Source organism: Flavobacterium palustre, assembly GCF_014639535.1.
GTDB lineage: Bacteria > Bacteroidota > Bacteroidia > Flavobacteriales > Flavobacteriaceae > Flavobacterium > Flavobacterium palustre.
In genome coordinates, this window is sequence record NZ_BMGA01000005.1 from 202,831 (window position 1) to 226,488 (window position 23,658).

The 23,658-nt window shown below is 34.7% G+C and carries 25 protein-coding genes and 4 tRNA genes; 7 read left to right on the plus strand and 22 right to left on the minus strand.

Going from position 1 to position 23,658, the window contains the following annotated elements:
- Positions 1-120 precede the first annotated feature (120 nt).
- The 16 genes from rplL to IEV84_RS11400 form a co-directional block, all read right to left on the minus strand.
- Positions 121-492: a 50S ribosomal protein L7/L12 gene (gene rplL, locus IEV84_RS11325; protein ID WP_128194292.1), complete on the minus strand. Its 372-nt coding sequence runs from the start codon at positions 490-492 to the stop codon at positions 121-123.
- 87 nt (positions 493-579) lie between these two features.
- Positions 580-1,077, minus strand: a complete 498-nt coding sequence (gene rplJ, locus IEV84_RS11330) for a 50S ribosomal protein L10 (protein ID WP_071185149.1) — start codon at positions 1,075-1,077, stop codon at positions 580-582.
- 22 nt (positions 1,078-1,099) lie between these two features.
- Positions 1,100-1,789 carry a 50S ribosomal protein L1 gene (rplA, locus tag IEV84_RS11335; RefSeq protein WP_035659888.1) on the minus strand — a complete coding sequence of 230 codons (690 nt, stop codon included), beginning with the start codon at positions 1,787-1,789 and terminating at the stop codon, positions 1,100-1,102.
- Between the two features lie 13 nt (positions 1,790-1,802).
- Entirely contained in the window at positions 1,803-2,240 is a 438-nt protein-coding gene (gene rplK, locus IEV84_RS11340; protein WP_071185147.1) for a 50S ribosomal protein L11, read from the minus strand.
- Between the two features lie 66 nt (positions 2,241-2,306).
- Positions 2,307-2,858, minus strand: a complete 552-nt coding sequence (nusG, locus tag IEV84_RS11345) for a transcription termination/antitermination protein NusG (RefSeq protein ID WP_071185146.1) — start codon at positions 2,856-2,858, stop codon at positions 2,307-2,309.
- An 8-nt stretch (positions 2,859-2,866) separates the two neighbouring features.
- Positions 2,867-3,064, minus strand: a complete 198-nt coding sequence (gene secE, locus IEV84_RS11350) for a preprotein translocase subunit SecE (RefSeq protein ID WP_071185145.1) — start codon at positions 3,062-3,064, stop codon at positions 2,867-2,869.
- 21 nt (positions 3,065-3,085) lie between these two features.
- A tRNA-Trp gene (locus tag IEV84_RS11355) sits at positions 3,086-3,156 on the minus strand.
- A 60-nt stretch (positions 3,157-3,216) separates the two neighbouring features.
- Complete coding sequence (gene tuf, locus IEV84_RS11360; protein ID WP_071185144.1) at positions 3,217-4,404, minus strand: elongation factor Tu; 1,188 nt, start codon at positions 4,402-4,404, stop codon at positions 3,217-3,219.
- Between the two features lie 54 nt (positions 4,405-4,458).
- Positions 4,459-4,530, minus strand: a tRNA-Thr gene (locus IEV84_RS11365).
- A gap of 86 nt (positions 4,531-4,616) precedes the next feature.
- A tRNA-Tyr gene (locus tag IEV84_RS11370) sits at positions 4,617-4,697 on the minus strand.
- A gap of 59 nt (positions 4,698-4,756) precedes the next feature.
- Positions 4,757-4,830: transfer RNA gene (locus IEV84_RS11375), tRNA-Thr, on the minus strand.
- A gap of 91 nt (positions 4,831-4,921) precedes the next feature.
- Positions 4,922-5,224 carry a ribosome hibernation-promoting factor, HPF/YfiA family gene (gene hpf / locus IEV84_RS11380; RefSeq protein WP_188494398.1) on the minus strand — a complete coding sequence of 101 codons (303 nt, stop codon included), beginning with the start codon at positions 5,222-5,224 and terminating at the stop codon, positions 4,922-4,924.
- A gap of 18 nt (positions 5,225-5,242) precedes the next feature.
- Complete coding sequence (locus IEV84_RS11385; RefSeq protein WP_188494399.1) at positions 5,243-6,151, minus strand: tyrosine-type recombinase/integrase; 909 nt, start codon at positions 6,149-6,151, stop codon at positions 5,243-5,245.
- A gap of 72 nt (positions 6,152-6,223) precedes the next feature.
- Positions 6,224-6,418, minus strand: coding sequence for a 30S ribosomal protein S21 (gene rpsU, locus IEV84_RS11390; RefSeq protein WP_188494400.1), 195 nt, complete (start codon positions 6,416-6,418; stop codon positions 6,224-6,226).
- 188 nt (positions 6,419-6,606) lie between these two features.
- On the minus strand, positions 6,607-7,749 hold the full coding sequence (locus tag IEV84_RS11395; protein ID WP_188494469.1) for an acyl-CoA dehydrogenase family protein: 1,143 nt from the start codon (positions 7,747-7,749) through the stop codon (positions 6,607-6,609).
- Positions 7,750-7,765: 16 nt separating this feature from the next.
- On the minus strand, positions 7,766-8,656 hold the full coding sequence (locus IEV84_RS11400) for a ComEA family DNA-binding protein (protein WP_188494401.1): 891 nt from the start codon (positions 8,654-8,656) through the stop codon (positions 7,766-7,768).
- A gap of 186 nt (positions 8,657-8,842) precedes the next feature.
- On the opposite strand from IEV84_RS11400, the gene IEV84_RS11405 reads away from it, so the two are divergent.
- A complete protein-coding gene (locus IEV84_RS11405) occupies positions 8,843-10,324 on the plus strand; it encodes an amino acid permease (RefSeq protein WP_188494402.1) in 1,482 nt (493 codons plus the stop codon).
- A gap of 58 nt (positions 10,325-10,382) precedes the next feature.
- Here IEV84_RS11405 and IEV84_RS11410 read toward each other — a convergent pair whose 3' ends face one another.
- The gene (locus IEV84_RS11410) at positions 10,383-10,610 is read right to left on the minus strand and encodes a PspC family transcriptional regulator (RefSeq protein WP_035659873.1); all 228 of its coding nucleotides are present in this window, start codon (positions 10,608-10,610) and stop codon (positions 10,383-10,385) included.
- Positions 10,611-10,985: 375 nt separating this feature from the next.
- Between IEV84_RS11410 and IEV84_RS11415 the strand changes: the two genes are divergently transcribed.
- Genes IEV84_RS11415 through IEV84_RS11425 form a run of 3 tightly spaced genes read left to right on the plus strand, consistent with a single transcriptional unit; the run spans position 10,986 to position 13,508 of the window.
- Positions 10,986-11,768, plus strand: coding sequence for an MlaE family ABC transporter permease (locus IEV84_RS11415; RefSeq protein ID WP_188494403.1), 783 nt, complete (start codon positions 10,986-10,988; stop codon positions 11,766-11,768).
- Positions 11,769-11,779: 11 nt separating this feature from the next.
- Positions 11,780-12,523 carry an ABC transporter ATP-binding protein gene (locus IEV84_RS11420; RefSeq protein ID WP_188494404.1) on the plus strand — a complete coding sequence of 248 codons (744 nt, stop codon included), beginning with the start codon at positions 11,780-11,782 and terminating at the stop codon, positions 12,521-12,523.
- Between the two features lie 7 nt (positions 12,524-12,530).
- On the plus strand, positions 12,531-13,508 hold the full coding sequence (locus IEV84_RS11425; protein WP_188494405.1) for an MlaD family protein: 978 nt from the start codon (positions 12,531-12,533) through the stop codon (positions 13,506-13,508).
- Between the two features lie 135 nt (positions 13,509-13,643).
- Here the strand turns inward: IEV84_RS11425 and IEV84_RS11430 are convergent, their stop codons facing one another.
- From IEV84_RS11430 to IEV84_RS11440, 3 genes are all read right to left on the minus strand, one after another.
- Positions 13,644-14,918 (minus strand): DUF2851 family protein, encoded by a 1,275-nt coding sequence (locus IEV84_RS11430; protein ID WP_188494406.1) that lies wholly within the window; start codon positions 14,916-14,918, stop codon positions 13,644-13,646.
- Between the two features lie 72 nt (positions 14,919-14,990).
- Positions 14,991-15,473, minus strand: coding sequence for a 3'-5' exonuclease (locus IEV84_RS11435; protein ID WP_188494407.1), 483 nt, complete (start codon positions 15,471-15,473; stop codon positions 14,991-14,993).
- Positions 15,474-15,479: 6 nt separating this feature from the next.
- On the minus strand, positions 15,480-17,378 hold the full coding sequence (locus tag IEV84_RS11440; RefSeq protein WP_306451816.1) for a putative porin: 1,899 nt from the start codon (positions 17,376-17,378) through the stop codon (positions 15,480-15,482).
- Positions 17,379-17,617: 239 nt separating this feature from the next.
- Here IEV84_RS11440 and rnhB point away from each other — a divergent pair, with 239 nt between their 5' ends.
- Positions 17,618-18,277, plus strand: coding sequence for a ribonuclease HII (gene rnhB, locus IEV84_RS11445; protein ID WP_188494409.1), 660 nt, complete (start codon positions 17,618-17,620; stop codon positions 18,275-18,277).
- Positions 18,278-18,525: 248 nt separating this feature from the next.
- Here rnhB and lipB read toward each other — a convergent pair whose 3' ends face one another.
- Both lipB and IEV84_RS11455 read right to left on the minus strand, forming a co-directional pair.
- Positions 18,526-19,230 (minus strand): lipoyl(octanoyl) transferase LipB, encoded by a 705-nt coding sequence (lipB, locus tag IEV84_RS11450; protein WP_188494410.1) that lies wholly within the window; start codon positions 19,228-19,230, stop codon positions 18,526-18,528.
- 405 nt (positions 19,231-19,635) lie between these two features.
- Positions 19,636-20,400, minus strand: a complete 765-nt coding sequence (locus IEV84_RS11455) for a hypothetical protein (RefSeq protein ID WP_188494411.1) — start codon at positions 20,398-20,400, stop codon at positions 19,636-19,638.
- A gap of 123 nt (positions 20,401-20,523) precedes the next feature.
- On the opposite strand from IEV84_RS11455, the gene IEV84_RS11460 reads away from it, so the two are divergent.
- Both IEV84_RS11460 and lysS read left to right on the plus strand, forming a co-directional pair.
- Positions 20,524-21,555, plus strand: a complete 1,032-nt coding sequence (locus IEV84_RS11460; RefSeq protein ID WP_188494412.1) for a DUF2971 domain-containing protein — start codon at positions 20,524-20,526, stop codon at positions 21,553-21,555.
- A 208-nt stretch (positions 21,556-21,763) separates the two neighbouring features.
- Complete coding sequence (gene lysS, locus IEV84_RS11465; RefSeq protein WP_188494413.1) at positions 21,764-23,464, plus strand: lysine--tRNA ligase; 1,701 nt, start codon at positions 21,764-21,766, stop codon at positions 23,462-23,464.
- The last annotated feature ends 194 nt before the right edge of the window (positions 23,465-23,658 follow it).

Below are 23,658 nucleotides of genomic sequence, written 5' to 3' on the forward strand. Positions count from 1 at the left end.
ACTTTTTCGTATTTTAAACTATTATTATAATAAAACTTGATATTTTCATTATACGAAAAATGGTTTAGGCATTGAGTGATTAACTCAATACCTAAACCTAGTTCTTAAAACTGAGTAAGCTTATTTAAGCTCAACTACAGCTCCAGCCTCTTCTAAAGATTTTTTAAGACCTTCAGCCTCTTCTTTAGAAACACCTTCTTTTACGTTAGATGGAGCACCGTCAACCACGTCTTTAGCTTCTTTAAGACCTAAACCAGTTAATTCTTTAACTAATTTTACAACTGCTAATTTAGAAGCTCCAGCCTCTTTCAATACAACTGTAAATTCAGTTTGCTCTTCAACAGCAGCACCACCGTCTCCTCCTGCAGCAACTACTACAGCTGCAGCAGCTGGTTCGATACCGTACTCATCTTTTAATATTGTTGCTAATTCGTTAACTTCTTTAACTGTCAAGTTAACTAATTGTTCTGCGAATTGTTTCAAATCTGCCATTTTTTCTATCTTTTAAAATGATTTGTGAAATTATAATTTATTTATTGTGCGCACACTTAAATAAAACAGAGCGTTAGCTCCATTTTATTATGCTTCTGTTTCTTCTCCAGAAAACTGGTTTTGAAGTGCAGAAATAATTCTTTGAGCCGGAGATTGTAATAATCCAATGATTTCTCCGATAAGCTCTTCTTTAGATTTAATAGTAGCTAATGCATCTAATTGATCATCACCAATATAAATTTCAGAATTGATGTAAGCTCCTTTCAAAAGTGGCTTAGCAGCTTTTTTTCTGAAATCTTTGATAACTTTTCCAGGCGCATTTGCAACATCTGAAATAAAGATAGCGCTGTTACCAGTCAATACTGAAGGTAAATCACCATAATCGTTATCAGAAGCTTCCATTGCTTTTGCAAGCAAAGTATTTTTTACTACCTCTAATTTAATACCTGCTTTAAAACAAGCTCTTCTCAAGTTTGAAGTTGTCTCTGCGTCTAACCCAGAAATATCAGATACATAAACTATGTTTGTACCAGCTAACTGTGCAGTTAAATCTTCAATCGCGATTGATTTTTCTTCTCTAGTCATACTAAAAATTTTTAACTACCAATTATACTGCTTTTGGGTCTAATGCAATCGCAGGACTCATTGTGCTTGTAAGGTGAATACCTTTAATGTAGGTACCTTTAGCAGCAGTTGGCTTAAGTTTGATTAATGTTTGAATAATTTCGTGTGCATTGTCATAAATTTGCTCAGCTCCAAAAGAAACTTTACCAATTCCTGCATGTACAATACCAGTTTTATCAACTTTAAAGTCAATTTTACCAGCTTTAACCTCTGCAACAGCTTTAGCAACATCCATAGTTACAGTTCCTGTTTTAGGGTTTGGCATTAAACCTCTAGGTCCTAAAATACGACCTAATGGACCTAATTTACCCATAACAGCAGGCACAGTGATGATTACGTCAACATCTGTCCAACCGTCTTTAATTTTTTGTAAATAATCATCAAGACCTACATAGTCTGCACCAGCTTCTTTAGCTTCCGCTTCTTTATCTGGAGTAACTAATGCTAATACTTTTACATCTTTACCAGTTCCATGAGGCAATGTTACTACACCTCTCACCATTTGATTCGCTTTTCTTGGATCAACACCCAAACGTACTGCGATATCAACAGACTCATCAAATTTTGCAGAAGCAACAACTTTAATCAATGCAGCTGCATCTTTTAAAGAGTATAATTTGTTCTTTTCAATTTTTGAAGCAGCCTCTTTTTGCTTTTTTGTCAATTTTGCCATGTCTTTCTCTTAATTAAAAAGGAGCGTCTCCTGATACGGTTATACCCATAGATCTAGCTGTTCCAGCAACCATACTCATAGCTTTCTCGATTGTAAAAGCATTTAAGTCTGGCATTTTGTCTTCAGCAATAGTTCTAATTTGTTCCCAAGTAACACTTGCTACTTTTTTACGATTAGGCTCACCTGAACCAGATTTTAGCTTTGCAGCTTCCAATAACTGAACTGCTGCAGGAGGAGTCTTAACAACAAAATCGAATGATTTGTCTTTATACACAGTAATTTGTACTGGGCATATTTTGCCAGGTTTATCTTGTGTTCTAGCATTAAACTGCTTACAGAACTCCATGATATTAACCCCAGCAGCTCCTAAAGCAGGTCCAACCGGTGGCGACGGATTCGCAGCACCTCCCTTAACTTGTAGTTTAACTACCTTACTAATTTCTTTAGCCATTTTTTAAAAAATTTAACACAACAATTTACGGAAGCAATTGAAGTGATTATTATAGTGTAACGAAAATTATACTTTTTCTACTTGCATGAAACTTAATTCTAATGGTGTTTTTCTTCCGAAGATCTTAACCATAACTTCAAGTTTACGCTTTTCTTCATTAATTTTTTCAACTGAACCATTGAAACCATTGAAAGGCCCATCAATAACCTTAATCGTTTCACCCAAGCTGAATGGAATTGATTTCGTATCTGTATTAACAGCTAACTCATCAACCTTACCAAGCATTCTATTTACTTCAGAAAGCCTTAAAGGAACAGGTTCCCCTCCTTTAGTTTCTCCTAAAAAACCAATAACACTAGTTATTGATTTAATAATATGAGGAATTTCTCCAACTAAATTTGCCTCTATCATTACATAGCCGGGAAAATATACTTTTTCCTTAACTAATTTCTTTCCATCTTTTACTGATACTACTTTTTCAGTAGGCACAAGAACCTGAGACACATAATCAGACATTCCTAATCTTGCGATTTCTGTCTCTATATATGCTTTTACTTTATTCTCTTGTCCACTTACTGCTCGAACAACATACCATTTTTTAACATTATTATCTGCCATAACAAAAACTAAGCTTTCATCCAGTTAAAAAATCCTTCTAATGCTTTTGCAAAAAACTCATCCACTCCCCAAGTAGCTAAAGCGAATAGTACTGAAAAAACAGCAACAACAATTGTTAGACTTTGCACCTGAGCCCATTCTGGCCAAGTTACATTTGATTTCAATTCTTCAAATGCTTCTGATATGTAATTAACAATTTTTGCCATTATGATATATATTTTTTTTTGCACGGGCGGAGGGATTCGAACCCCCATCAACGGTTTTGGAGACCGCTATTCTACCCTTGAACTACGCCCGTAATTAAAGCCAGTGACTTCAATTAAGAAAATCAACTGGCTTTATTTTATTTAATAATAGATTACTCTACGATTTCAGTTACCTGACCTGCACCTACAGTTCTACCACCTTCACGGATAGCAAAACGTAAACCTACATTCATAGCAATTGGAGACAATAGAGAAACATTGATTGTCAAGTTATCCCCTGGCATAACCATCTCTACACCTTCTGGCAAAGTAATAACTCCTGTTACGTCAGTTGTACGTACGTAGAACTGTGGACGGTAGTTATTGTGGAATGGAGTATGACGTCCACCTTCTTCTTTTTTCAAGATATAAACCTCAGCTTTGAATGTAGCGTGTGGTTTTACTGAACCTGGCTTAATAATAACCATACCACGTTTGATATCAGCTTTATCAATACCTCTCAACAATAAACCTACGTTATCTCCAGCCTCACCTCTATCAAGGATTTTACGGAACATCTCAACCCCTGTAATAGTAGAAGTTAATTTTTCAGCTCCCATACCAATGATTTCAACAGGATCTCCAGTATTAGCAACTCCAGTTTCGATACGACCTGTAGCAACAGTTCCACGACCTGTAATTGTAAATACATCCTCAACTGGCATCAAGAATGGTTTTGCTACGTCACGTACCGGCTCTTCGATCCAGTTATCAACAGCTTCCATCAATTCAAGAATTTTAGGAACCCAAGCAGCATCATTATTCAATCCTCCTAAAGCAGAACCTTGAATTACTGGACAGTTATCACCATCATACTCGTAGAAAGATAATAAATCTCTGATTTCCATCTCAACAAGCTCTAATAACTCAGCATCATCAACCATATCCACTTTGTTCATGAAAACAACGATACGAGGAATACCTACCTGACGTCCTAAAAGGATGTGCTCACGAGTTTGTGGCATTGGACCATCTGTAGCAGCAACTACTAAGATAGCTCCGTCCATTTGAGCAGCACCAGTAACCATGTTCTTAACGTAATCCGCGTGACCTGGACAGTCTACGTGAGCGTAGTGACGGTTAGCAGTTTCATACTCTACGTGTGATGTATTAATAGTAATACCTCTTTCTTTCTCTTCTGGAGCGTTGTCGATTTGATCAAAAGACTTCGCTTGACAGTATCCTGCATCAGATAATACTTTAGTGATCGCAGCAGTCAAAGTAGTCTTTCCGTGATCTACGTGTCCGATAGTACCAATATTCAAGTGTGGTTTCGAACGATTAAAACTTTCTTTTGCCATTTTACTTAATTTTTAATCTTAGTTATATATTAATTTCAATTTCCTACTTAATTGAGCCAATGTCGGGATTTGAACCCGAGACCTCTTCCTTACCAAGGAAGCACTCTACCCCTGAGCTACACCGGCAGAGTTTTAATTTCAGATTGCAGATTTAAGAATTTAGACTTTTTACCCTAAAAAAATCTACAATCTAAAACCTAAACTTCATTTTGTGGGGAGAGCAGGATTCGAACCTGCGAAGTTCACACAGCAGATTTACAGTCTGCCCTCGTTGGCCGCTTGAGTATCTCCCCTAATTTTTAAAATCCCAATATTTTAAGAACCAATTCCAAATCGCATTTGGAATATTTTGAGCCGATAGAGGGACTCGAACCCACGACCTGCTGATTACAAATCAGCTGCTCTAGCCAGCTGAGCTACATCGGCATTTACAATAAAAAAAGTCCGCTATTTCTAACGGACTGCAAATGTATAGATTTTATCTCTCAATCAAAACATTTTTTAAAAAAATTTTCAATTATATATGAGTTCTTATTTTTTCTTTCCTTTTCACAAGCAAACGCTCTAATGATTCCGCTGACAATTCAACTGCTTCTTCAAAAGTTTTACATTGTTTTTTTACCAGAAAATCATCTCCCGGCACATTAATCTTTACCTCCACAATTTTATTTTCCTTCTCACTAGTCTTCTCTACTTTCAAATAGACATCCGAAGAAACCACTCTGTCATAGTATTTTTCCAACTTATTCATTCTTCCTTGAACAAAATCTACTAGTTTTCCATCAACAGCAAAGTTAACAGCATGAACATTTACCTTCATAATTAATATTTTTTATGGTTAAACTTCAGAATCGTCATTACCTCTAGGATGCGCCACAGCATAAACTTTTTTCAACTCTAACAAACTATTATGAGTATATACCTGCGTAGAAGCCAAACTAGAATGCCCTAACAATTCTTTCACAGAATTCAAATCAGCCCCGTTATTCAATAAATGTGTCGCAAACGTATGCCTTAACATATGCGGACTCTTTTTTACCTTTTCCGAGACTTTACTAAAGTATGAATTTATTAATCGATACACAAACGATTCACTTAATTTTAACCCTTTTTTTGTTAGAAAAAAATAGTCAGTATCCTTAATCAATTCCAAACCACTCCTTTCCTTAAGATACAATCGCATTTGTTTTAACACCACAGCCAGCACCGGAATTATCCGCTCTTTATTTCTTTTACCCAAAACCTTGATTGTCGAATTAGAAAAATCAACCGCATCCAGCCGCAAATGAATCAATTCCGATCTTCTTATACCCGTAGAATACAACAACTCCACCAACAACCTATCCCTAACACTTTCAAACCCTTCTTCCGACTCTATGCTTTCTAAAACCCCTAACAACTCTTTCTCAGAAAAAGGAATCTGAATCTTCTTAGACACCTTCAATGATTTGTGTTTCAACAAAGGACTAACCTCTATTTGTTTTATTTTTAAAAGAAATTTATAAAACGCTTTCAAAGAAGCTATTTTTCTATTCACAGAAATAGCCGATAAACCATCTTCTACCAAAAACACTATCCATGACCGAATTTGAGCATATTCAACACAATCCACATTTTCCTGTTCAAAATTAACCATATTATAATTCTGAAAATCAAACACATCTTTCACATAAGCACACGCGGTATGAGGAGAATAATTTTTCTCTTTTTGAAGATAATCCGCAAACGCCTCTAAATTTGTAGCCATAAAAAAACCGTTAGCATCAAATTTATAAAAAATCTGACCACTAACGGTATTATTTTGTTTTCAAAAAACTTATTAACTCTCTAAGCTATCTTTCAAACCTTGAATGTAAGCCGCTTTTTGGAATTTCATTCTGTTTTTAACAGACGGTTTAACAAAAGCAGTACGTGCTCTTAATTGACGAACTGTTCCAGTTTTATCAAATTTTCTTTTATAGCGCTTTAATGCTCTATCGATATTTTCTCCGTCTTTAATTGGTATAATTAACATAATTTTGACACCTCCTCTCGTTAAGGCTGCAAAAGTAAAAATTAATTATTAATTACAACCAGGAATTCCAAATTATTTCAAAAAAGAATAAAGAATATAGAAAAAAGAGAATAGATTGAATCGAAAGAGCAAGTTTTAATCTCTCACTTCCTGGCTCTTTATTCTATATTCTTTATTCTTTTTTCTTCTTAATCTTTCAACAAATTTCTTGAAATCACTACTTTTTGAATCTCGGTAGTTCCTTCCCCTATAGTACATAGCTTGGCATCTCTGTAAAACTTCTCAACAGGATAATCCTTTGTATAACCATAACCTCCATGAATTTGCACCGCTTCATTCGCTACTTTCACACACATCTCAGAGGCATACATCTTAGCCATAGCTCCTGCTGTTGTTACCGGTCGATGCTGTTGTTTTAAGAAAGCCGCTTTATGCAATAACAACTCCGAAGCTTCAATTTCGGTTGCCATATCAACTAATTTAAAAGAAATCCCTTGAAATTCGGAAATAGCTTTCCCAAACTGCTGTCTTTCTTTCGAATATTTCAAAGCCGCTTCATAAGCACCTTTTGCAATTCCTAATGACAATGCTCCAATAGAAATTCTTCCTCCATCGAGAATTTTCATCGCCTGAACAAACCCCTGCCCCACTTCTCCTAATCTATTCGCATCCGGAATTCGGCAATTATCAAAAATCAATTCGGCTGTTTCACTGGCACGCATTCCTAACTTATTCTCTTTCTTACCGGAGTAAAAGCCAGGCATTCCTTTTTCGAATACAAAAGCTGTCATTCCTTTTGAATCTCCTTTCTTTCCGGTTCTAACCACCACCACGGCTATATCACCAGAAATTGCGTGGGTAATAAAATTTTTAGCACCGTTAACAATCCAATAGTCTCCATCTTTTATAGCTGTAGTATTCATCCCTCCGGCATCCGAACCTGTATTATGTTCCGTTAAACCCCAGGCACCAATATGCTCTCCTGATGCTAATTTAGGAATCCATTTCTTTTTCTGTTCTTCGTTTCCAAAAGTCAGAATATGATTTGTACATAAAGAATTATGTGCCGCTACCGACAATCCAATAGATGGATCTACCTTAGAAATCTCTTCAACTATAGTAATATATTCGTGATAACCCAAACCGGAACCGCCTAATTCTTCAGGAACCAAAACCCCCATAAACCCCATTTCACCTAGCTGCTTAAACAAAGGAATCGGAAAAACCTGAGCTTCATCCCATTCCATTATATAAGGTCTGATATTTTTTTCTGCAAAATCTCTTATGGATTGCGCAATCATATTTTGTGTCTCACTGTAATCAAAATACATCATTATGGCTTTTTTTTTAAAAGTCCAAATATAAGGCTATAATAGTTGCATTCTCAATAGACATTCCTTTAATTTTTGTTAAATCGCTTGCATTTTTAATATCTCCATTCATACTCCTGTAAATTACAATCTCTCTGGCAAGCTTGTATTTAAAATATGGAAACTGAGCTAACTCATTGACAGAAGCATTATTTATATCTATTTTTTTAATATCCGAAAGCGCTCCAACCTTAAAACCAGCTTTCAAACGCTCAACAACTTCGGGAGATAATCCCCAAACATCTTTCATTTGTTCCATCGAAACAAATCCGCCCAAACTTTCTTTAAAGTTTAAAATCCGCATTGAAATTGCTTCTCCAACCCCATAAATCTTCATCAAATCGTCCTGAGTTGCCTGATTGATATCTTTAACAACTACTTTTTCTTTTTTCGAAAAATAGTCTGGCTTTGTATTCGAAGAAGCAACAAATTTGGGAGTTTGTTTATTGTTAACCCAATCCGGAAATTTAAAATAAGGCGAAATTACTTTTAATAAAGAATCGGAAACTCCGGTTACCGCCTGAAATTCCTTTTCCGAATTCACATATTTATTTCCTTCCCTAAAAGCATGTAATCGGTCTATTTCAGCTACCGACATTCCTAATTTATAGCCCTTATAGTCGGTAATGAAATTAGGATTAAAAGGATACATTTTAGGAACTCGATTTTTCAGATTCAGTTCCATCGAATCAATTTGTGTTTCAAGTGCGAGCCATCGCTGTTTTTCCGGATTTTCTTTGGAAACCGGACTAAAATCAACAGCGCAATAAAGCAGTTGCAGCACAATAATTACAAAAAACAACAAAAGAATTCCCTTTTGTTGATCTTTTGAGAAATTAAAATAATTCCTGATTGTTTTAAAATTCATTGGTAGCTCCTAAATGTGTTTTTTTCAATTAAATATATAAAATAATTACACAGAACTAACAAATTATAAAGAAAACCCATTCTAAAAATGATTTTAACAATAATACCACAACCTAAAACCAAAGTCATTGTTTTTTTCATAAAAAACAATACATTTGACACTTAACAACAACAAACCATAAAAACCATGTCTATTTGGAACAAGAAACCATTAATTAAACTTTTAGCAGAAGCAGAAGATTCCGAAAAAGGATTGAAAAGAACCCTTACAGCCTGGTCTTTAATTGCCTTAGGAATTGGAGCAATTATTGGCGCCGGATTATTTGTGAGAACCGCTACAGCAGCTGCACAAAGCGCTGGACCATCTGTAACTTTAGCCTTCGTTGTAGCAGCTATCGGCTGCGCTTTGGCAGGTCTTTGCTATGCCGAATTATCTTCTTCAATACCTATTTCAGGAAGCGCCTACACCTATACCTATGCGACTATGGGTGAATTTCTGGCTTGGATAATTGGTTGGGATTTAATTTTAGAGTATGCTGTAGGAGGAGCCACAGTAGGAATTGCCTGGAGTGAATACCTTAATGATTTACTGGTAAATATTTTACATACCAACCCAATTCCATTTGAATACTCACACTCTCCTTTTCAAACTTCTCCGGAAGGTGTCCATGGTATTATCAATTTACCTGCTTTATTTATTGTTACTATTATTAGTTTATTACTAATTAAAGGAATACAAGAATCCGCTTTTGTCAACGGTTTAATTGTTATTCTAAAAACAACCATTGTAATCCTAATTATCTATATTGGGTGGAAATTCATTAATCCTGTTAACCATACTCCATACATACCACAAAGTTCTGTTTTTACTGATGAACATGGAATTGATCATTCTTTTGGAGGAATAATGGGAATTCTGGGTGCGGCCGGAACAGTTTTCTTTGCCTTCATTGGATTTGATGCAGTAAGTACCGCAGCACAGGAAACAAAAAACCCTAAAAAAGCAATGCCTATTGGAATTTTAGGTTCATTAGCCATCTGTACAGTACTCTACATTCTTTTTGCACATGTCCTTACAGGCGTTGCTACAGTAGAAGATTTTAGAACAGGAGGAAAAGAAGCTTCTGTAGCATTTGCCATCAACAAATACATGATTGGTTACGAATGGCTTGGAGAATTTGTTACTATTGCAATTTTAGCAGGTTTTTCTTCAGTAATTCTCGTATTACTTTTAGGTCAATCAAGAGTATTTTACGCTATGGGAAGAGATGGATTATTGCCAAAAATGTTTAGCGACGTACATCCAAAATTCAAAACTCCATACAAAGCTAATCTTGCAATCCTTGTAATTGTTGGTGGATTTGCAGCATTTATCCCCGGAGACATCGTAGGAGATATGACCAGTATAGGAACCTTATTTGCATTTGTTTTGGTTTGCATTTCTGTAATTATTTTAAGAAAAAAAGAACCAAACATGGTTCGCGAATTCAAAACCCCATTTGTACCCTTTATACCAATACTGGGCGCTCTTGTTTGTCTGGCAATGATGTACGGATTAGGATGGATAAACTGGTTACGTTTATTAATATGGATGGGATTAGGAATCGTTGTTTATTTCTCATTTAGCCGAAAAAATAGCGTTTTAAACAATCCTCAGGAAACAAAATAATCTGCATCCCACATAAAAAAAGCCCTCTGAAACTAAAAAATTATCAGAGGGCTTTTTTTTATAAATCAAAAACGGATGTTCGTTTGGCTCTAATTAAATCTTTCAGTCGAATCCAAAAAGCAAGTGTTAAATACACTCCAAAACCTAAGCCTACCGTTACAAAAGAAATATAAATAAAAAACAGACGCACGCTTGTAACCCGCATTCCCAGTTTATCGGCAAGACGCGAAGAAACATGAAATCCGTATTTTTCGAAGAAAAATTTAAGTTTGATTATAGCTGACATTTTATCTTTTTGATATTGGGTAAAATTACAAAATTAAAGTTTCAACTTCACATTAATAATCTTGCTTTCAATTTAAAAAGGAAGAAAATAATCGATTATTAATTCAACTAACTTTATTAAATATAATCAAATGAGTCTAACAAAAATTATTTTCTATTCATTTGACATCATTAAAATCCGCTTTTCAGCGGATTTTTCTTGTCTTATCAAAAATGAGCTTATAATTCTTACTGAATTCAAATCAGAATCCATAAATAGCAGATAAAACCCAATCATATTCACTGAAAATCAATAGATTATTAATATATTTACTACAGCCATTCACAATACCTGACTCAGTGTGTTTTTCTTAAAAAAAAATAATTTATTTTTTAGATGAAAACTATTTTAAAAATAATCGAATTATTCAAGTCATTCTTACTTGATATTGGAGAACTTTCCCTATTTGCCGGTCGTTTTTTTAAAGAAGTTTTTAAAAGCCCCTCAGAATACAGAGAATTCATCCGACAATGTTTTTATATGGGAAACCGTTCTTTGCTTTTGGTTACCATTACAGGATTCATCATTGGCTTGGTTTTTACATTACAATCTAGACCTACCTTACAAGAATTTGGCGCTGTTTCCTGGATGCCATCTATGGTTAGCATTTCTATCATTCGGGAAATTGGCCCCATCATTACTGCCTTGATTTGTGCAGGACGAATAGGTTCCGGAATTGGTGCCGAACTGGGTTCCATGCGAGTGACAGAACAAATTGATGCTATGGAAGTTTCGGGAACGAATCCATTTAAATACCTGGTAGTTACCCGAATTCTAGCTACTACCTTCATGCTCCCTATTCTGGTTTTTTTTGGTGATGCCATTGCTCTTTATGGCTCTTATCTCGTGGAAAACATCAAAGGAAATGTATCTTTTCTGTTGTATTTTAATAAAGTCTTTGAAGCATTGGAATTTAGCGATTTAATTCCCGCCACAATCAAAACACTCTTTTTTGGATTTGCTATAGGATTAGTGGGCTGTTTTAAAGGTTATAACTGTAAAAAAGGCACTGCAGGTGTTGGGCTTGCAGCTAATTCTGCCGTGGTATTCACCTCCATGTTGCTGTTTATAATTGATTTTATCGCAGTATTTGTTACTAATATTTTTTACGATTTATAAAACAACTTAGAATGATGAACCTTCCAAAAACTGTCATACAAATTAAAGACTTAAAAAAAAGTTATGGCGACAATCATGTTTTGAATGGTTTCGATATGCATTTGGTTGAAGGTGAGAATTTAGTCATTATGGGTAAATCAGGTTCCGGAAAATCGGTGATGATAAAATGCCTGATTGGACTAGAAAAGCCGGACAGTGGCGTCATTATGGTGATGGAAAAAGACATTAGTACACTCGAACGTGAAGAATTGGATGAACTTCGAACAGAAGTTGGATTTCTTTTTCAAGGAAGTGCCCTTTATGATTCGATGACGGTCAGGGAAAATCTTGAATTTCCATTAAGACGCCATACCAAGAAGTTTGGCATCATAAAAGACACCACCCCATTAGTCATGGAAGCCCTCGAAAACGTAGGCTTGACACATACGCTAAACCTAATGCCGGAAGAACTTTCAGGCGGAATGAAACGGAGGATTGCCCTTGCAAGAACATTGATTCTTCAACCCAAAATTATTCTTTATGACGAACCCACAACAGGATTAGATCCCATAACGGCAAAAGAAATTATTTTGCTGATGAAATCCATCCAGAAAAAATACAACACCTCATCTATCATAATTACTCATGACGTGGACTGTGCAAGAGCCATTTCGAATAGGATGATTTTACTTGTTGACGGTGTCAATTATGCAGAAGGCACTTTTGAAGAATTAAATACTTCAAAAGACCCAAAAATACAAGCATTTTTTAAATAACATAAAAATGGAAAAAACAACATCACAAAAAATACGCCTTGGTTTATTTGTAATCATTGGATTATTGATTTTTATACTTGCCATTTATTTCATTGGCGACAAAGAAAAAATGTTTGGCAAAACCAATCACCTGAAAACCATATTCAACAACGTCAATGGTTTACAATTAGGTAACAGTGTTCGTTATTCTGGGATAAGTGTGGGAACAGTTCGGGGAATTGAAATGATAAACGACACCTCCATTCGTGTTGATATGATTATAGACAAAACCATTTTTCCCTACATAAAAAAAGATGCGGTGGCCACCATCAGTTCCGATGGACTGGTAGGCAACATGATTATTAGTATTATTCCCGGAAAGGGAAACGAATCATCAGTTGATCCGGGCGATGAGATTTCTTCCAGCAATCGGATTCGTACAGAAGACATGATGAACACTCTAAGTGTAACCAATGAAAATGCAGCTAAACTTACAGCCAATTTACTCAAAATTACCAATGAAATAATTGAAGGAAAAGGAACATTAGGCTTGTTACTCAATGACACTTTGATGTCCAAAGACCTGAGAGAAACCATGCGCTATTTGAAATCAACCACCAAGAAAACCTCTGAAACAGTAACAAAAATAGACAACCTTATAACTTCATTAGACAAAAGCGACAATACTATAGGAGTGATTAAAGATCCGGCTGTAGCCAATAAAATAAAAAACATGGTCACCAATTTAGATCAATCCACCATTGAATTAAACAAAGTAATTAGTCATCTTGATGCAACAATCCTGAATCTGAAAGAAGGAAAAGGCACGATAAACTACCTTTCGAACAATCCCGAATTAGTTCAAAAAATTGATTCCACTATGACAAACATCAATGATGCCAGTTTCAAGTTGAATCAAAATATGGAAGCCCTGAAACATAATTTCCTGTTTAGAGGATATTTCAAAAAACAAGAAAAGGAAAAAGCAAAAGCCGCTAAAAAATAGAGACCATTGAAAATAATTATTTCTTTTCAATATCATAAAAAAATATACCAATCTCATTTACTGCAACAAAGCGGCAAGGAACTCAATTGCAAAACATTTTATTTTATCTGATGATAGCTATAAAAAAACAAACCTTTAACTACTTTTCTTTAGCAATTCCATTCCAATAGCACAGTCTAAACATCTTCCGCTGACACAATACTCATTCTTTAACTGTAATAAAGATTGCGTTTCAAACGAATTAGCTGCTTTTATACCAAAAGAAGTAAATTTATCAATAACAGCATTTTTTTCAGGAGCAACTAATACCAACATTTCTATTAAATTATCAACGGATTCCTTACCCAAACTTTTAGCATAAGCAAACTGAATGGGAATAATGGTATTAATCAATAACAAATCAACAAAAGACTTAGATAGTTTTTTAACCTTTTTCGGACTTTCTTTATCAAACTGATAGTGATTTTCCCAATAAGCGGAAGTGCTTAGTTGAAACAATTCATAAATAGTTGCTACCGAAGAAACGCTGTTGATTTTCGAAAAAACATTCTGGTGGATATGATACAAATGAGCTAATTGCGAAAGTCGAATAGTGGGAAAATTATCCGGACGATGTTTAAAAAACTGAAGCTGTCCTTCTGATTTTGATTCTAACTGGTATTTGTGCAGTAAATAAAAATATCGGAATTTTAAATCTTTGAAATAAGTATCTTCTTTCTCTGAATCCAATAATGCTGCTTTTCCAAACAAAAGCGCTTCCAGATTTTCTACTTCAAAACTTTCTTTTCTTATAACTGAAAAAGGAATTGATTGGGCAATTTTCAGAAAGACTTCTCCATTAGTATTCAAACCAAAATTTTTAGACAGCATACAGAACAACACCGCTTCCCAATCATTATTTGTTTCCTCTAACAATTCATAAATTGCTTTTGACTTTCGCTCTAAACGTTCAAAAAACAAACGTTCCTGCCAATTTTTAAAAACAAAATCATCTACTTCTCTAAGTTGTTTTTCGCAAAAAATCCATGATTTTGGAGTTAACAGTCGCTGGTAATTATTTAGCACAGCCTTATCCACATAATTTTTAAGTTCCAAAACAGGAATTTCGGTATTGTTTTTTCTAAAAACATCTACATCATGCTCCCAGACTACATGAAGAATTACATTTTCATAAGCAGCATCTTTTTCATGATGATGTACATACCAGTCAGAAGATTTAAGATGGATTTCTACATTACCCGCCCATTTTTGATTTCCAATAACAATTTGGGCATTAAAAAAATCAGGACCGGCTTGTTCTAAATATTGTCCAACTCTGGTAATATTTATTGCTTCACCATTAGTTGTTTTCAAATCAAGGCCATTCCACTTTTTATACTTCCATATATAATGTAAAAAATCTTCTTTCATTATAAAAACTTATAAGTTAGCTCACTAATTTAATGAAATAACTTACATGATTTACTTTTGAAAGAAATAATTTTAGCTTTTAAGAAAAAGTTGAGCACAGGCTCTGGCATCAGATAATGCCTCGTGGTGATGCAGTTGAATATTCATTTCCCGGCAACAATCGCTGAGTTTAGTAGGTTTTATACCTTTGGCTTTATAAATTTTTACGGTACACTCCCATCGGGAAGCGATGTTCAAATCGGCATAATCCAAGCCATAATACGCCATAGATTTAGCCAAAACATTACGGTCAAAACTCTCGTTATGGGCAACAACTAATCTATTTTGTAGTCGCTTTTGAATCTCCGGAAAAACCTGTAAAAAATTTTTAGCCCTGGCTGTATCACTCGGATAAATCCCATGCACCTGTATTGTATAAGGATTATAAAGGTTATTTGGCGGCTGAATTAAAGTAACAAATTCATCAACAACAATTCCATTTTCAACCGTAACAATCCCTACTGAACAAGGATGAAAAGAGGTTGCCGTTTCAAAATCAATCGCGGTGAAAGTCATATTGAATTAATTAAAGAAATTCCAGATCAAACCAAAACGAATGGTCATATCACGATACGGATTATTGGGAGCTGAGTAATAATTATTTCCGGTATAAGCCGCATTAAAGTGTTCGGCTTTTAGATAGATTCTGGTGCGTTGAATTTTTGCATTAATAAAGAAATCCAGATTGGGATAGTTTCCTATTTCTTTTTGCTGTTGAACAAAAAACTCGCCGATTACAGGATTGTAATCATTGGCAAAATAATTCGTAAAATAATTCAAAGTAATACCTGTTTGAAGAAACAAAGCTTTCTGAAAGAAATAATTGCTGTAGTAAATAGTATTTCTGGTCACTAAATCCGGAACATTTAAAACGGCTTCACTTTGATCTACTTTTTGATACAAAATGGTATTATTCAAAGCAAATTTTCCAAAAGTAAGCTCTTTGCTCAATTTTAAAGAAAGGTACTTAATAGTTCCTCCAAATTGATTTGGCGTTACAATTTGTTGGGTGGCATCGGTTGCAGTATTTTTAAAGTACAAATGATCTGTCAAAGCCGACAATTGCAGTGTAGCTTCGAGCCAGGGTGTTACGGCACTTCCGCTAAGCACATTAATCTTTTCATTTTTAAAATTATTCGACCAATTGTAACTTACATAATTACTTTGGTACAAATTATAATTATCATTAGGCAATTTACTTAGATTCTGGTATCCAAAAACAAACTGAAAATCATCGTTCAAATCATAATTCAACTTTGCATCTAAATTAAATAAAGACTGCTTTGTGATTGATCTTGACAGCAAAAATCTTCCGTGCCATTTGTTTTTCCAATATTCGTATTGACCGCCTACACTATTTATATTTCTGGATAAAGTAGAAGAAATAGTATCTGTATCTTTAATCAAAATTCGATTGTAATAAAAATTACTGCGGAAATCATCTATAAAAAACTGAAATTTTCCCAGCAAATTATTCTCATACACTACAGCTGCTTTATTGTACATTTTATTGTAATGCGTTTGATCCTTTAAATTTGAAGTCACAATAGCATCTCCAAATCGTTTTACTGACTGTGTTCCCACCGCCGAAAGCAATGTGGGTTGGTAGTATTCGAAAAATTTATTCTCATAATTCAACTGATGCGTGACATATAAATTATTATCACCCTTGGTTGGGTTGATTCTAAAACTATGATCGGCAAAAATGCGTTTGGCTTTCAAAAAAGACTCTGCATCAGTCAAATATACCTGCAAACGCTGTCTGTTTTGAAAATCAGGATCTTCACTTTCAAAATCTTCGATGGTTGTAATCCCGCCATTTTCCTCATTTAAAGCATCCTGACCTGTAAAATGGGCGTTCAAATAATAACGTTTACTGGTATTATTATAACTCGCCGTAAACCTAAAACTGCCTATACTGGTTAAGTGATTAATGTATTTCCCTTCTGAACGCAATCCTTTGTAAGCAATGGATAAATTCAAATTTGGCGAAAGATTCAGCGTAAAATAAGAATCAACCGAATGTCCTCTTCCTAAAGTTGATTTAAAAAACAATTCGGTTACAGGAGTCGCCACCGAGCCATATCGAATTTGATTGGCTTCTAAAAAATTAAAATGTTTGGCCTTAAAACCAAATTCCGGATATGGCGAATTTTCACCTAAATTATAATAAAGCGTATTATAAGCCTGTCCTTCATTTGGGAAAGCCAATAATCCAAAAAGATCTCTTCGAAGATAATTATGACTGTATTCTCTTTGAATAGTAAGCGAAGTGTCTAAATAAGTGGTATCTCTTTCCAGTGTAATAAATCGATACATATCGATGGAAGCTACTTTGGCAGTATCTTTTTCTTTTCCTCCTTTTAGACGGTCAGAAAAACTTTGCTTAGGAGATTCGTTCTCTCTTGAATCTTTCTTCAAATTTTTATTTTGAGAAAACAGTATTGTTGGCAGTACTAAAAAATATAAATAAAAGAGAATTCTCATCCGAAACAGTTATATAATTGGGCTTTTATTTTAAAACTAATAACGAAGCAAAGGTAAACGATAAAACCGTATAAAAAAACAACTTAATTATGACTTAGTTATAAGTAAACGTTAGAATAACGAACAATTATCTTAAAATTTTTATAATCTTTGCCACTCCAAAACTTTTCGATATGCTTACTGCTAAATTTTCTCAACTCATTCTTGAAGCCGGAACCGATGAAGCCGGTCGTGGCTGTCTTGCCGGACCTGTTACTGCCGCTGCAGTAATCCTCCCATTGGATTTTGAAAACAGCATTCTGAATGACAGTAAACAATTATCTGAAAAAGTTCGGAAAAAACTAAAACCGATTATCGAAGAACAGGCGCTTACTTTTGCTGTAACGCATTTATTCCCAAACGAAATTGACGAAATCAATATCCTAAACGCTTCAATGAAAGGCATGCAGGAATCGGTATTGAAATTAAATCCATCACCCGAATTTATTATTGTTGACGGCAACAGAGCTATGAATGCCAAACTGGGCTTAAAGAATAATTTTGGAAAACGATTTACTACTGAAGAAATCAATTTATTAAAATCAATCCCGAATCAGAGTATTGTAAAAGGAGATTCTAAATATTTAAGTATTGCTGCGGCTTCAGTTCTGGCCAAAACCTATCGCGATGAATATATGGATAAAATCCACGAAGAATTTCCAATGTACAACTGGAAAAAAAACAAAGGCTATCCAACCAAAGAACATCGCGAAGCCATTGAAAAATACGGTCCAACTAAATACCACCGAATGAGTTTTAGATTGTTGCCGGAACAGCTGAGTTTAGATTTATGATTGTAGATTAACGTTCCGATAGCTATCGGAATTGATTGCTAATTTTTAAACCATATAAGTCACATAAGTTCATTTATATTTAACCGCAAAGCACACAAAGAAGGCGCAAAGTTCGCAAAGATTTACCCATAAAGAAGTTTTAGAAAAAAATCTGCTAAAATCTGTTAAATCTGCGTGCCAATATTTTTATAGCAGAGAAAAATCAGTGACAATCTGTTACATCAGTGTCATCCGTGTGCCATCTCAATTTAATCAGTCACAAATTCAGCTTCAAACAACTGAGTAAAATGCTTCAGAATTTTTGCTTTTACTTCTTCTTCATCGACTTTTTCAACACCTAATTCCACATTTAAAGTAGTCACCGCTTTTCCGCGAATACCACAAGGAATAATATTATCAAAATAACCCAAATCGGCATTGACATTTAATGCAAAACCGTGCATGGTAACCCAGCGCGAAGCACGAACTCCCATAGCACAAATTTTTCGGGCAAATGGCGTTCCTACACCCAGCCAGACTCCGGTTTCACCATCACTTCTACCCGATTCAACTCCGTATTCAGCCAAGGTTAAAATTATCGCTTCTTCCAGAAAACGCAGGTATTTATGAATATCTGTAAAGAAATTTTCTAAGTCCAAAATAGGATAACCTACAATTTGTCCCGGTCCGTGATAGGTGATATCGCCGCCACGATTGATTTTGTAGAAAGTAGCGCCTTTGGCTTCCAACTGTTTCTCAGAAAGCAATAAGTTTTCAAAATCGCCGCTTTTTCCCAAGGTATAAACATGCGGATGCTCCACAAAAAGAAAATAATTAGGCGTTGGCAGATTGGTTTCTTCTCTCCTGTTTTGGATTTTCAAATCGACAATTCCTTTAAACAAAGCTTCCTGAAATTCCCAGGTTGTTTTATAATCTTTGCGTCCTAAGTCCTGAAGTTGGATTGTTTTATTCATTAGTCATTGCGAGGGGTTGCGAGGCACGAAGCAAAGCAATCTTATTTCGTTCTTTTATTTGTGAACTGCAAAAATACAATTAATTATTTTCTTTTGCCACGAAGTCACAAAGTCGAAAAGATTGTTATTTATTGTACTTAATCTATTGAATTAGCTACCCAAAAGTCCGTTTAAGTATTTTATTAAAAAATATTATTTTCTTTTTTGCTTGATCAAAAAAGAAACAAAAAAATCAAGTCTTGCGCTTCCTCGTCGGTCAAATTAGTTTTCGAATGCTAAAAGAAAAGAACTCGTCCCGAAAGCTTTCGGGACTTAAACAGCTTTTCTTTTTACGCATTCTTCAAACATTTGACACTCGACTGCGGAAGCTAAGGACGTTTGAATCTCGTAAATAACAAGAATTGATTATTCAAAAACCACATTCAAATTCAGCTTCTCCGGGTTTTCGGAATAGTCCGTAAAAGGATATTCCACCGTAATGGTTTTTCTGTCGGCACTAAATAAGGCATCAGGATTGGAAACCGATTTTACCGCTTTTGGAAAATGGTATTTCAAAGTATATTTGGACGAAGCAAAAATCATCTTTGCCATTCCGGTTGAATCGTTTGCAATCTTTGAAAGCGCCTCTTTAGAAACGATTGCTTTGCGTGTAAACTGCTTTCCATCATAGCTAAAAGTCAATTTAGAATTATCATTCCCAATACCACTTAACATCGCAGCAGGATTGCTATTCTTATCTGATTTTCCCTTTAAATCTTTCATAGCCGACATACTTTCCATCAAGCTTCCTAATTCGTTGACACTTTTAAAAGGCGTATTCATCGAAAACAATAATTGTTGGGCTTCAGGATTCATTTTAATATTCATTACAAAGTTTTCCAACTTTTTAATCATAGCCTGTTGCTCCGGAGACAACTTAGCAATGCTGTCTTTTTTGGCTTCAAAAATTTCTTTGAATGAAAAAGTGGAATCTATTGCTTTAGCGTTATTTTTCATACCCAATTCATTTCCTAATTTATCACCAGCCATCGCCAGCAAACCTGCCCCATCCATTTCTAATGAAAACTTCCCTGTTCCGTCAGGTTGTACATCGATGTTTTCGGTGAAGTTGCAACTTGTTAAAGTTACTAACAAGATTAAAAAGCTAAGTAATTTGTATAATTTTGTCATGGTTTTGTTTTTTCCAAATGTAATAAGTCTTCTTTTAAATTTTACCATCCATGAACTTATATTAAATATTTAAATTTGTTTAATATATTATTTTAAATAAAATCTAAAAAAGCCAATATAAATATGCGGGAGAACGACCAAATGTTTCAAGATTTCGAAAAAGTCAACGACTTCCAAAAAGAAGTAATTAATCCTGTTTTACCCAACGCTAAATTTGCTTCAAGTCTAATGATTACCACTCCTGGAGAAGCCGCTAAAAATTTTAAAGGTGATTTATCCCCTATCAAATTATTTGAAAACAGCCCTTACGAATACAAAGGCAATAATAAATTCACACACTTTACTTCTCTATTTGGCTTAAAAGCTATTTTAGAATCAGGATTTCTAAGAATGTCTGAATTTGGAAATCTTATAGACAACAATGAACTCCTCTTTGCTACTTCGGTATTTGAAGATAATAATATATTATTTAAAATTACCGAAGATAAAATTAAAGCACTAAAAGAAAATGTTTTTTGCTTATCCTTATGTGAGTCAAAAGATAAAACACATAAAAACAATTTCATGTGGGAAGTATACGGCGATAAAGGCAAAGGAGTAATTATAGAAATTGAATTCACAAAAAACAATCCTGATTTTTTTCTGTTAGGATCTGTTTTGTATGGAAATAAAAAATTAAAACCAATCAGAGAAATCAAAAGATTAACTGAAGAATTTGCTTCTAAAAACGATAATTTTATCCCAAACAACTTTCCTGAATTTCTCCTTGAATTACAAGCTTTTCACAAATCAAAAAAATACAATCATGAAAATGAAGTTCGATTATTAATGAAAGAGAATAAGCAACAATATGATGAACACAAACTTGAAACGATTTACAAAGACTTCAATTCAAACCAAGAAGTAAAATATTTTAATAAATTATTTTTAAAAGGAAAACATCCTTATTTAAAAGATTATGAATCACAAAATTCAATAAAAATATTAGATGAATTTCCCCAAATTGAAATTAGAAGAGTAATCCTTGGATATAATATTTCAGTTGAAAACAAAGTAAATATTACCGATTTATTACAAAAAATAAAACATGATAATGATTACGATTTTGAAATTTGGCAAATTAATAATGATAAGGAAATATTCGCTATGAGATAAAATTCAATCTATGAAAACGAAACTTTTTAAAATAGCCCTGATGGAAACGGCATCCTTTTAAGCCGGGGTTCGGCTTAAAAGATAGAGTGTACAGCAGGACAAATCGTGATAAAAAACGGCAATTTTCTGCTCCTAAAAATTCTAAAAATCTGCATTCTAAAGTCTGCATTCTTTTTTTTATCTTTGCGGTCTTAAAAATCAGACTATAATGGCATTATCAGAACAAGAAATCATCCGAAGAGAAAAACTTCAATCTTTACGCAACTTAGGAATCAATCCTTATCCTGCTAATCTTTTTCCTGTAAATTATACTTCAATGCAAATAAAGGAAACTTTTGAAGAAGGTAAGAAGGTGATTGTTGCGGGGCGTTTGATGAGTGTGAGAGATCAGGGAAAAGCTTGTTTTGCCGAATTGCAGGATAGCGAAGGACGTATTCAATTGTACGTGAACCGTGATGTTTTGTGTGAAGGTGACGATAAAACTTTATACAATCAGGTTTTCAAAAAACTAACCGATTTAGGGGATTATATTGGAATTGAAGGAGAATTGTTTACTACACAAGTAGGTGCGAAATGTATTCGCGTAAGCGGTTTTACTTTTCTAAGCAAAACCTTACGTCCGCTTCCATTACCAAAAGTAGATGAAGACGGAAAAGTTTTTGACGCTTTCAACGATGCCGAATTGCGTTACCGTATGCGTTATGTAGATTTAACGGTAAATCCACAGGTAAAAGAAACCTTTATCAAAAGAACCAAATTATTCAACGCCATGCGTGGTTTCTTTAATGATGCGGGATACCTTGAAGTAGAAACTCCGGTTTTACAATCCATTCCCGGTGGAGCTGCGGCGCGTCCGTTTATTACTCACCACAACTCATTGGATATTCCGTTATACATGCGTATTGCGAATGAGTTGTACCTAAAAAGATTAATCGTTGGTGGATTTGACGGTGTTTATGAGTTTTCGAAAAACTTCCGTAACGAAGGAATGGACAGAACGCACAACCCGGAATTTACTGCCATGGAAATATATGTAGCCTACAAGGACTACAACTGGATGATGGATTTCACCGAGCGTTTATTAGAGCATTGTGCTGTTGCGGTAAACGGAACAAGTGATGTTACTTTTGGTGACCACAACATCAGTTTCAAAGCACCTTTTGCCCGTGTAACGATGACGGATTCCATCAAACACTTTACAGGTTTTGATATTTCAGGAAAAAGCGAAGCTGAATTATATGAAGCTGCTAAAGGCATGGGAATTGAAGTGGATGAAACCATGGGTAAAGGAAAACTGATTGATGAAATTTTTGGAGCGAAATGCGAAGGAAATTATATTCAGCCAACATTCATTACCGATTATCCAAAAGAAATGTCGCCGCTTTGTAAAGAGCACCGTGACAATCCGGAATTGACAGAGCGTTTCGAATTAATGGTTTGCGGTAAAGAAGTTGCGAATGCGTATTCGGAATTGAACGACCCTATTGATCAAAGAGAACGTTTTGAAGACCAAATGCGTTTGGCTGCAAAAGGAGATGATGAAGCGAATGGAATTATTGATGAGGATTTCTTAAGAGCTTTAGAATACGGAATGCCTCCAACATCAGGATTAGGAATTGGAATGGACCGTTTGATGATGTTCCTGACTAATAATGCTTCTATTCAGGAAGTATTACTGTTCCCGCAAATGAGACCTGAGAAAAAACAAACTATTGAACTGTCTGACGAGGAAAAAGTAATTGTTACTTTATTAAAAGGAAACGAAAATAAAATGGATTTATCTCAACTTAAATCTACAGCTGGTTTAAGCGGAAAAAAATGGGATGCTTCCATGAAAAACTTATCCAAACACGGTTTGACTAAAGTAGCTGTTGATGGCGAAAGTAAAGTGGTGGAATTAGTGGGGTAAATTTCAAAATTCCAATTTTATCCCGAAGCTTCGGGACAAATTCCAAACTGGATTAAATAATATAAAAAAGGAACTTCATCAAGGAGTTCCTTTTTTTATTTGAATAAAAAACAGACTAATTTTATCAAACTACATTGAGTATATAAATCGGCATAAAACATCAATTGAGCAGAACTATTGCTTAAAGTTTCTTT

What these genes read in the sequence shown, in the direction of transcription:
- IEV84_RS11460 (WP_188494412.1), top strand. Translation starts at nt 20,524, where the DNA reads ATGCGGGAGAACGACCAAATGTTTCAAGATTTCGAAAAAGTCAACGAC.
- lysS (WP_188494413.1), top strand. Translation starts at nt 21,764, where the DNA reads ATGGCATTATCAGAACAAGAAATCATCCGAAGAGAAAAACTTCAATCT.
- rplJ (WP_071185149.1), bottom strand. Translation starts at nt 1,077, where the DNA reads ATGACTAGAGAAGAAAAATCAATCGCGATTGAAGATTTAACTGCACAG.
- rpsU (WP_188494400.1), bottom strand. Translation starts at nt 6,418, where the DNA reads ATGTTAATTATACCAATTAAAGACGGAGAAAATATCGATAGAGCATTA.
- IEV84_RS11425 (WP_188494405.1), top strand. Translation starts at nt 12,531, where the DNA reads ATGGAAAAAACAACATCACAAAAAATACGCCTTGGTTTATTTGTAATC.
- hpf (WP_188494398.1), bottom strand. Translation starts at nt 5,224, where the DNA reads ATGAAGGTAAATGTTCATGCTGTTAACTTTGCTGTTGATGGAAAACTA.
- IEV84_RS11415 (WP_188494403.1), top strand. Translation starts at nt 10,986, where the DNA reads ATGAAAACTATTTTAAAAATAATCGAATTATTCAAGTCATTCTTACTT.
- rplL (WP_128194292.1), bottom strand. Translation starts at nt 492, where the DNA reads ATGGCAGATTTGAAACAATTCGCAGAACAATTAGTTAACTTGACAGTT.
- secE (WP_071185145.1), bottom strand. Translation starts at nt 3,064, where the DNA reads ATGGCAAAAATTGTTAATTACATATCAGAAGCATTTGAAGAATTGAAA.
- nusG (WP_071185146.1), bottom strand. Translation starts at nt 2,858, where the DNA reads ATGGCAGATAATAATGTTAAAAAATGGTATGTTGTTCGAGCAGTAAGT.
- IEV84_RS11435 (WP_188494407.1), bottom strand. Translation starts at nt 15,473, where the DNA reads ATGACTTTCACCGCGATTGATTTTGAAACGGCAACCTCTTTTCATCCT.
- IEV84_RS11410 (WP_035659873.1), bottom strand. Translation starts at nt 10,610, where the DNA reads ATGTCAGCTATAATCAAACTTAAATTTTTCTTCGAAAAATACGGATTT.
- rplA (WP_035659888.1), bottom strand. Translation starts at nt 1,789, where the DNA reads ATGGCAAAATTGACAAAAAAGCAAAAAGAGGCTGCTTCAAAAATTGAA.
- IEV84_RS11405 (WP_188494402.1), top strand. Translation starts at nt 8,843, where the DNA reads ATGTCTATTTGGAACAAGAAACCATTAATTAAACTTTTAGCAGAAGCA.
- lipB (WP_188494410.1), bottom strand. Translation starts at nt 19,230, where the DNA reads ATGAATAAAACAATCCAACTTCAGGACTTAGGACGCAAAGATTATAAA.
- IEV84_RS11400 (WP_188494401.1), bottom strand. Translation starts at nt 8,656, where the DNA reads ATGAATTTTAAAACAATCAGGAATTATTTTAATTTCTCAAAAGATCAA.
- IEV84_RS11430 (WP_188494406.1), bottom strand. Translation starts at nt 14,918, where the DNA reads ATGAAAGAAGATTTTTTACATTATATATGGAAGTATAAAAAGTGGAAT.
- IEV84_RS11395 (WP_188494469.1), bottom strand. Translation starts at nt 7,749, where the DNA reads ATGTATTTTGATTACAGTGAGACACAAAATATGATTGCGCAATCCATA.
- IEV84_RS11455 (WP_188494411.1), bottom strand. Translation starts at nt 20,400, where the DNA reads ATGACAAAATTATACAAATTACTTAGCTTTTTAATCTTGTTAGTAACT.
- IEV84_RS11420 (WP_188494404.1), top strand. Translation starts at nt 11,780, where the DNA reads ATGATGAACCTTCCAAAAACTGTCATACAAATTAAAGACTTAAAAAAA.
- IEV84_RS11385 (WP_188494399.1), bottom strand. Translation starts at nt 6,151, where the DNA reads ATGGCTACAAATTTAGAGGCGTTTGCGGATTATCTTCAAAAAGAGAAA.
- rnhB (WP_188494409.1), top strand. Translation starts at nt 17,618, where the DNA reads ATGCTTACTGCTAAATTTTCTCAACTCATTCTTGAAGCCGGAACCGAT.
- rplK (WP_071185147.1), bottom strand. Translation starts at nt 2,240, where the DNA reads ATGGCTAAAGAAATTAGTAAGGTAGTTAAACTACAAGTTAAGGGAGGT.
- tuf (WP_071185144.1), bottom strand. Translation starts at nt 4,404, where the DNA reads ATGGCAAAAGAAAGTTTTAATCGTTCGAAACCACACTTGAATATTGGT.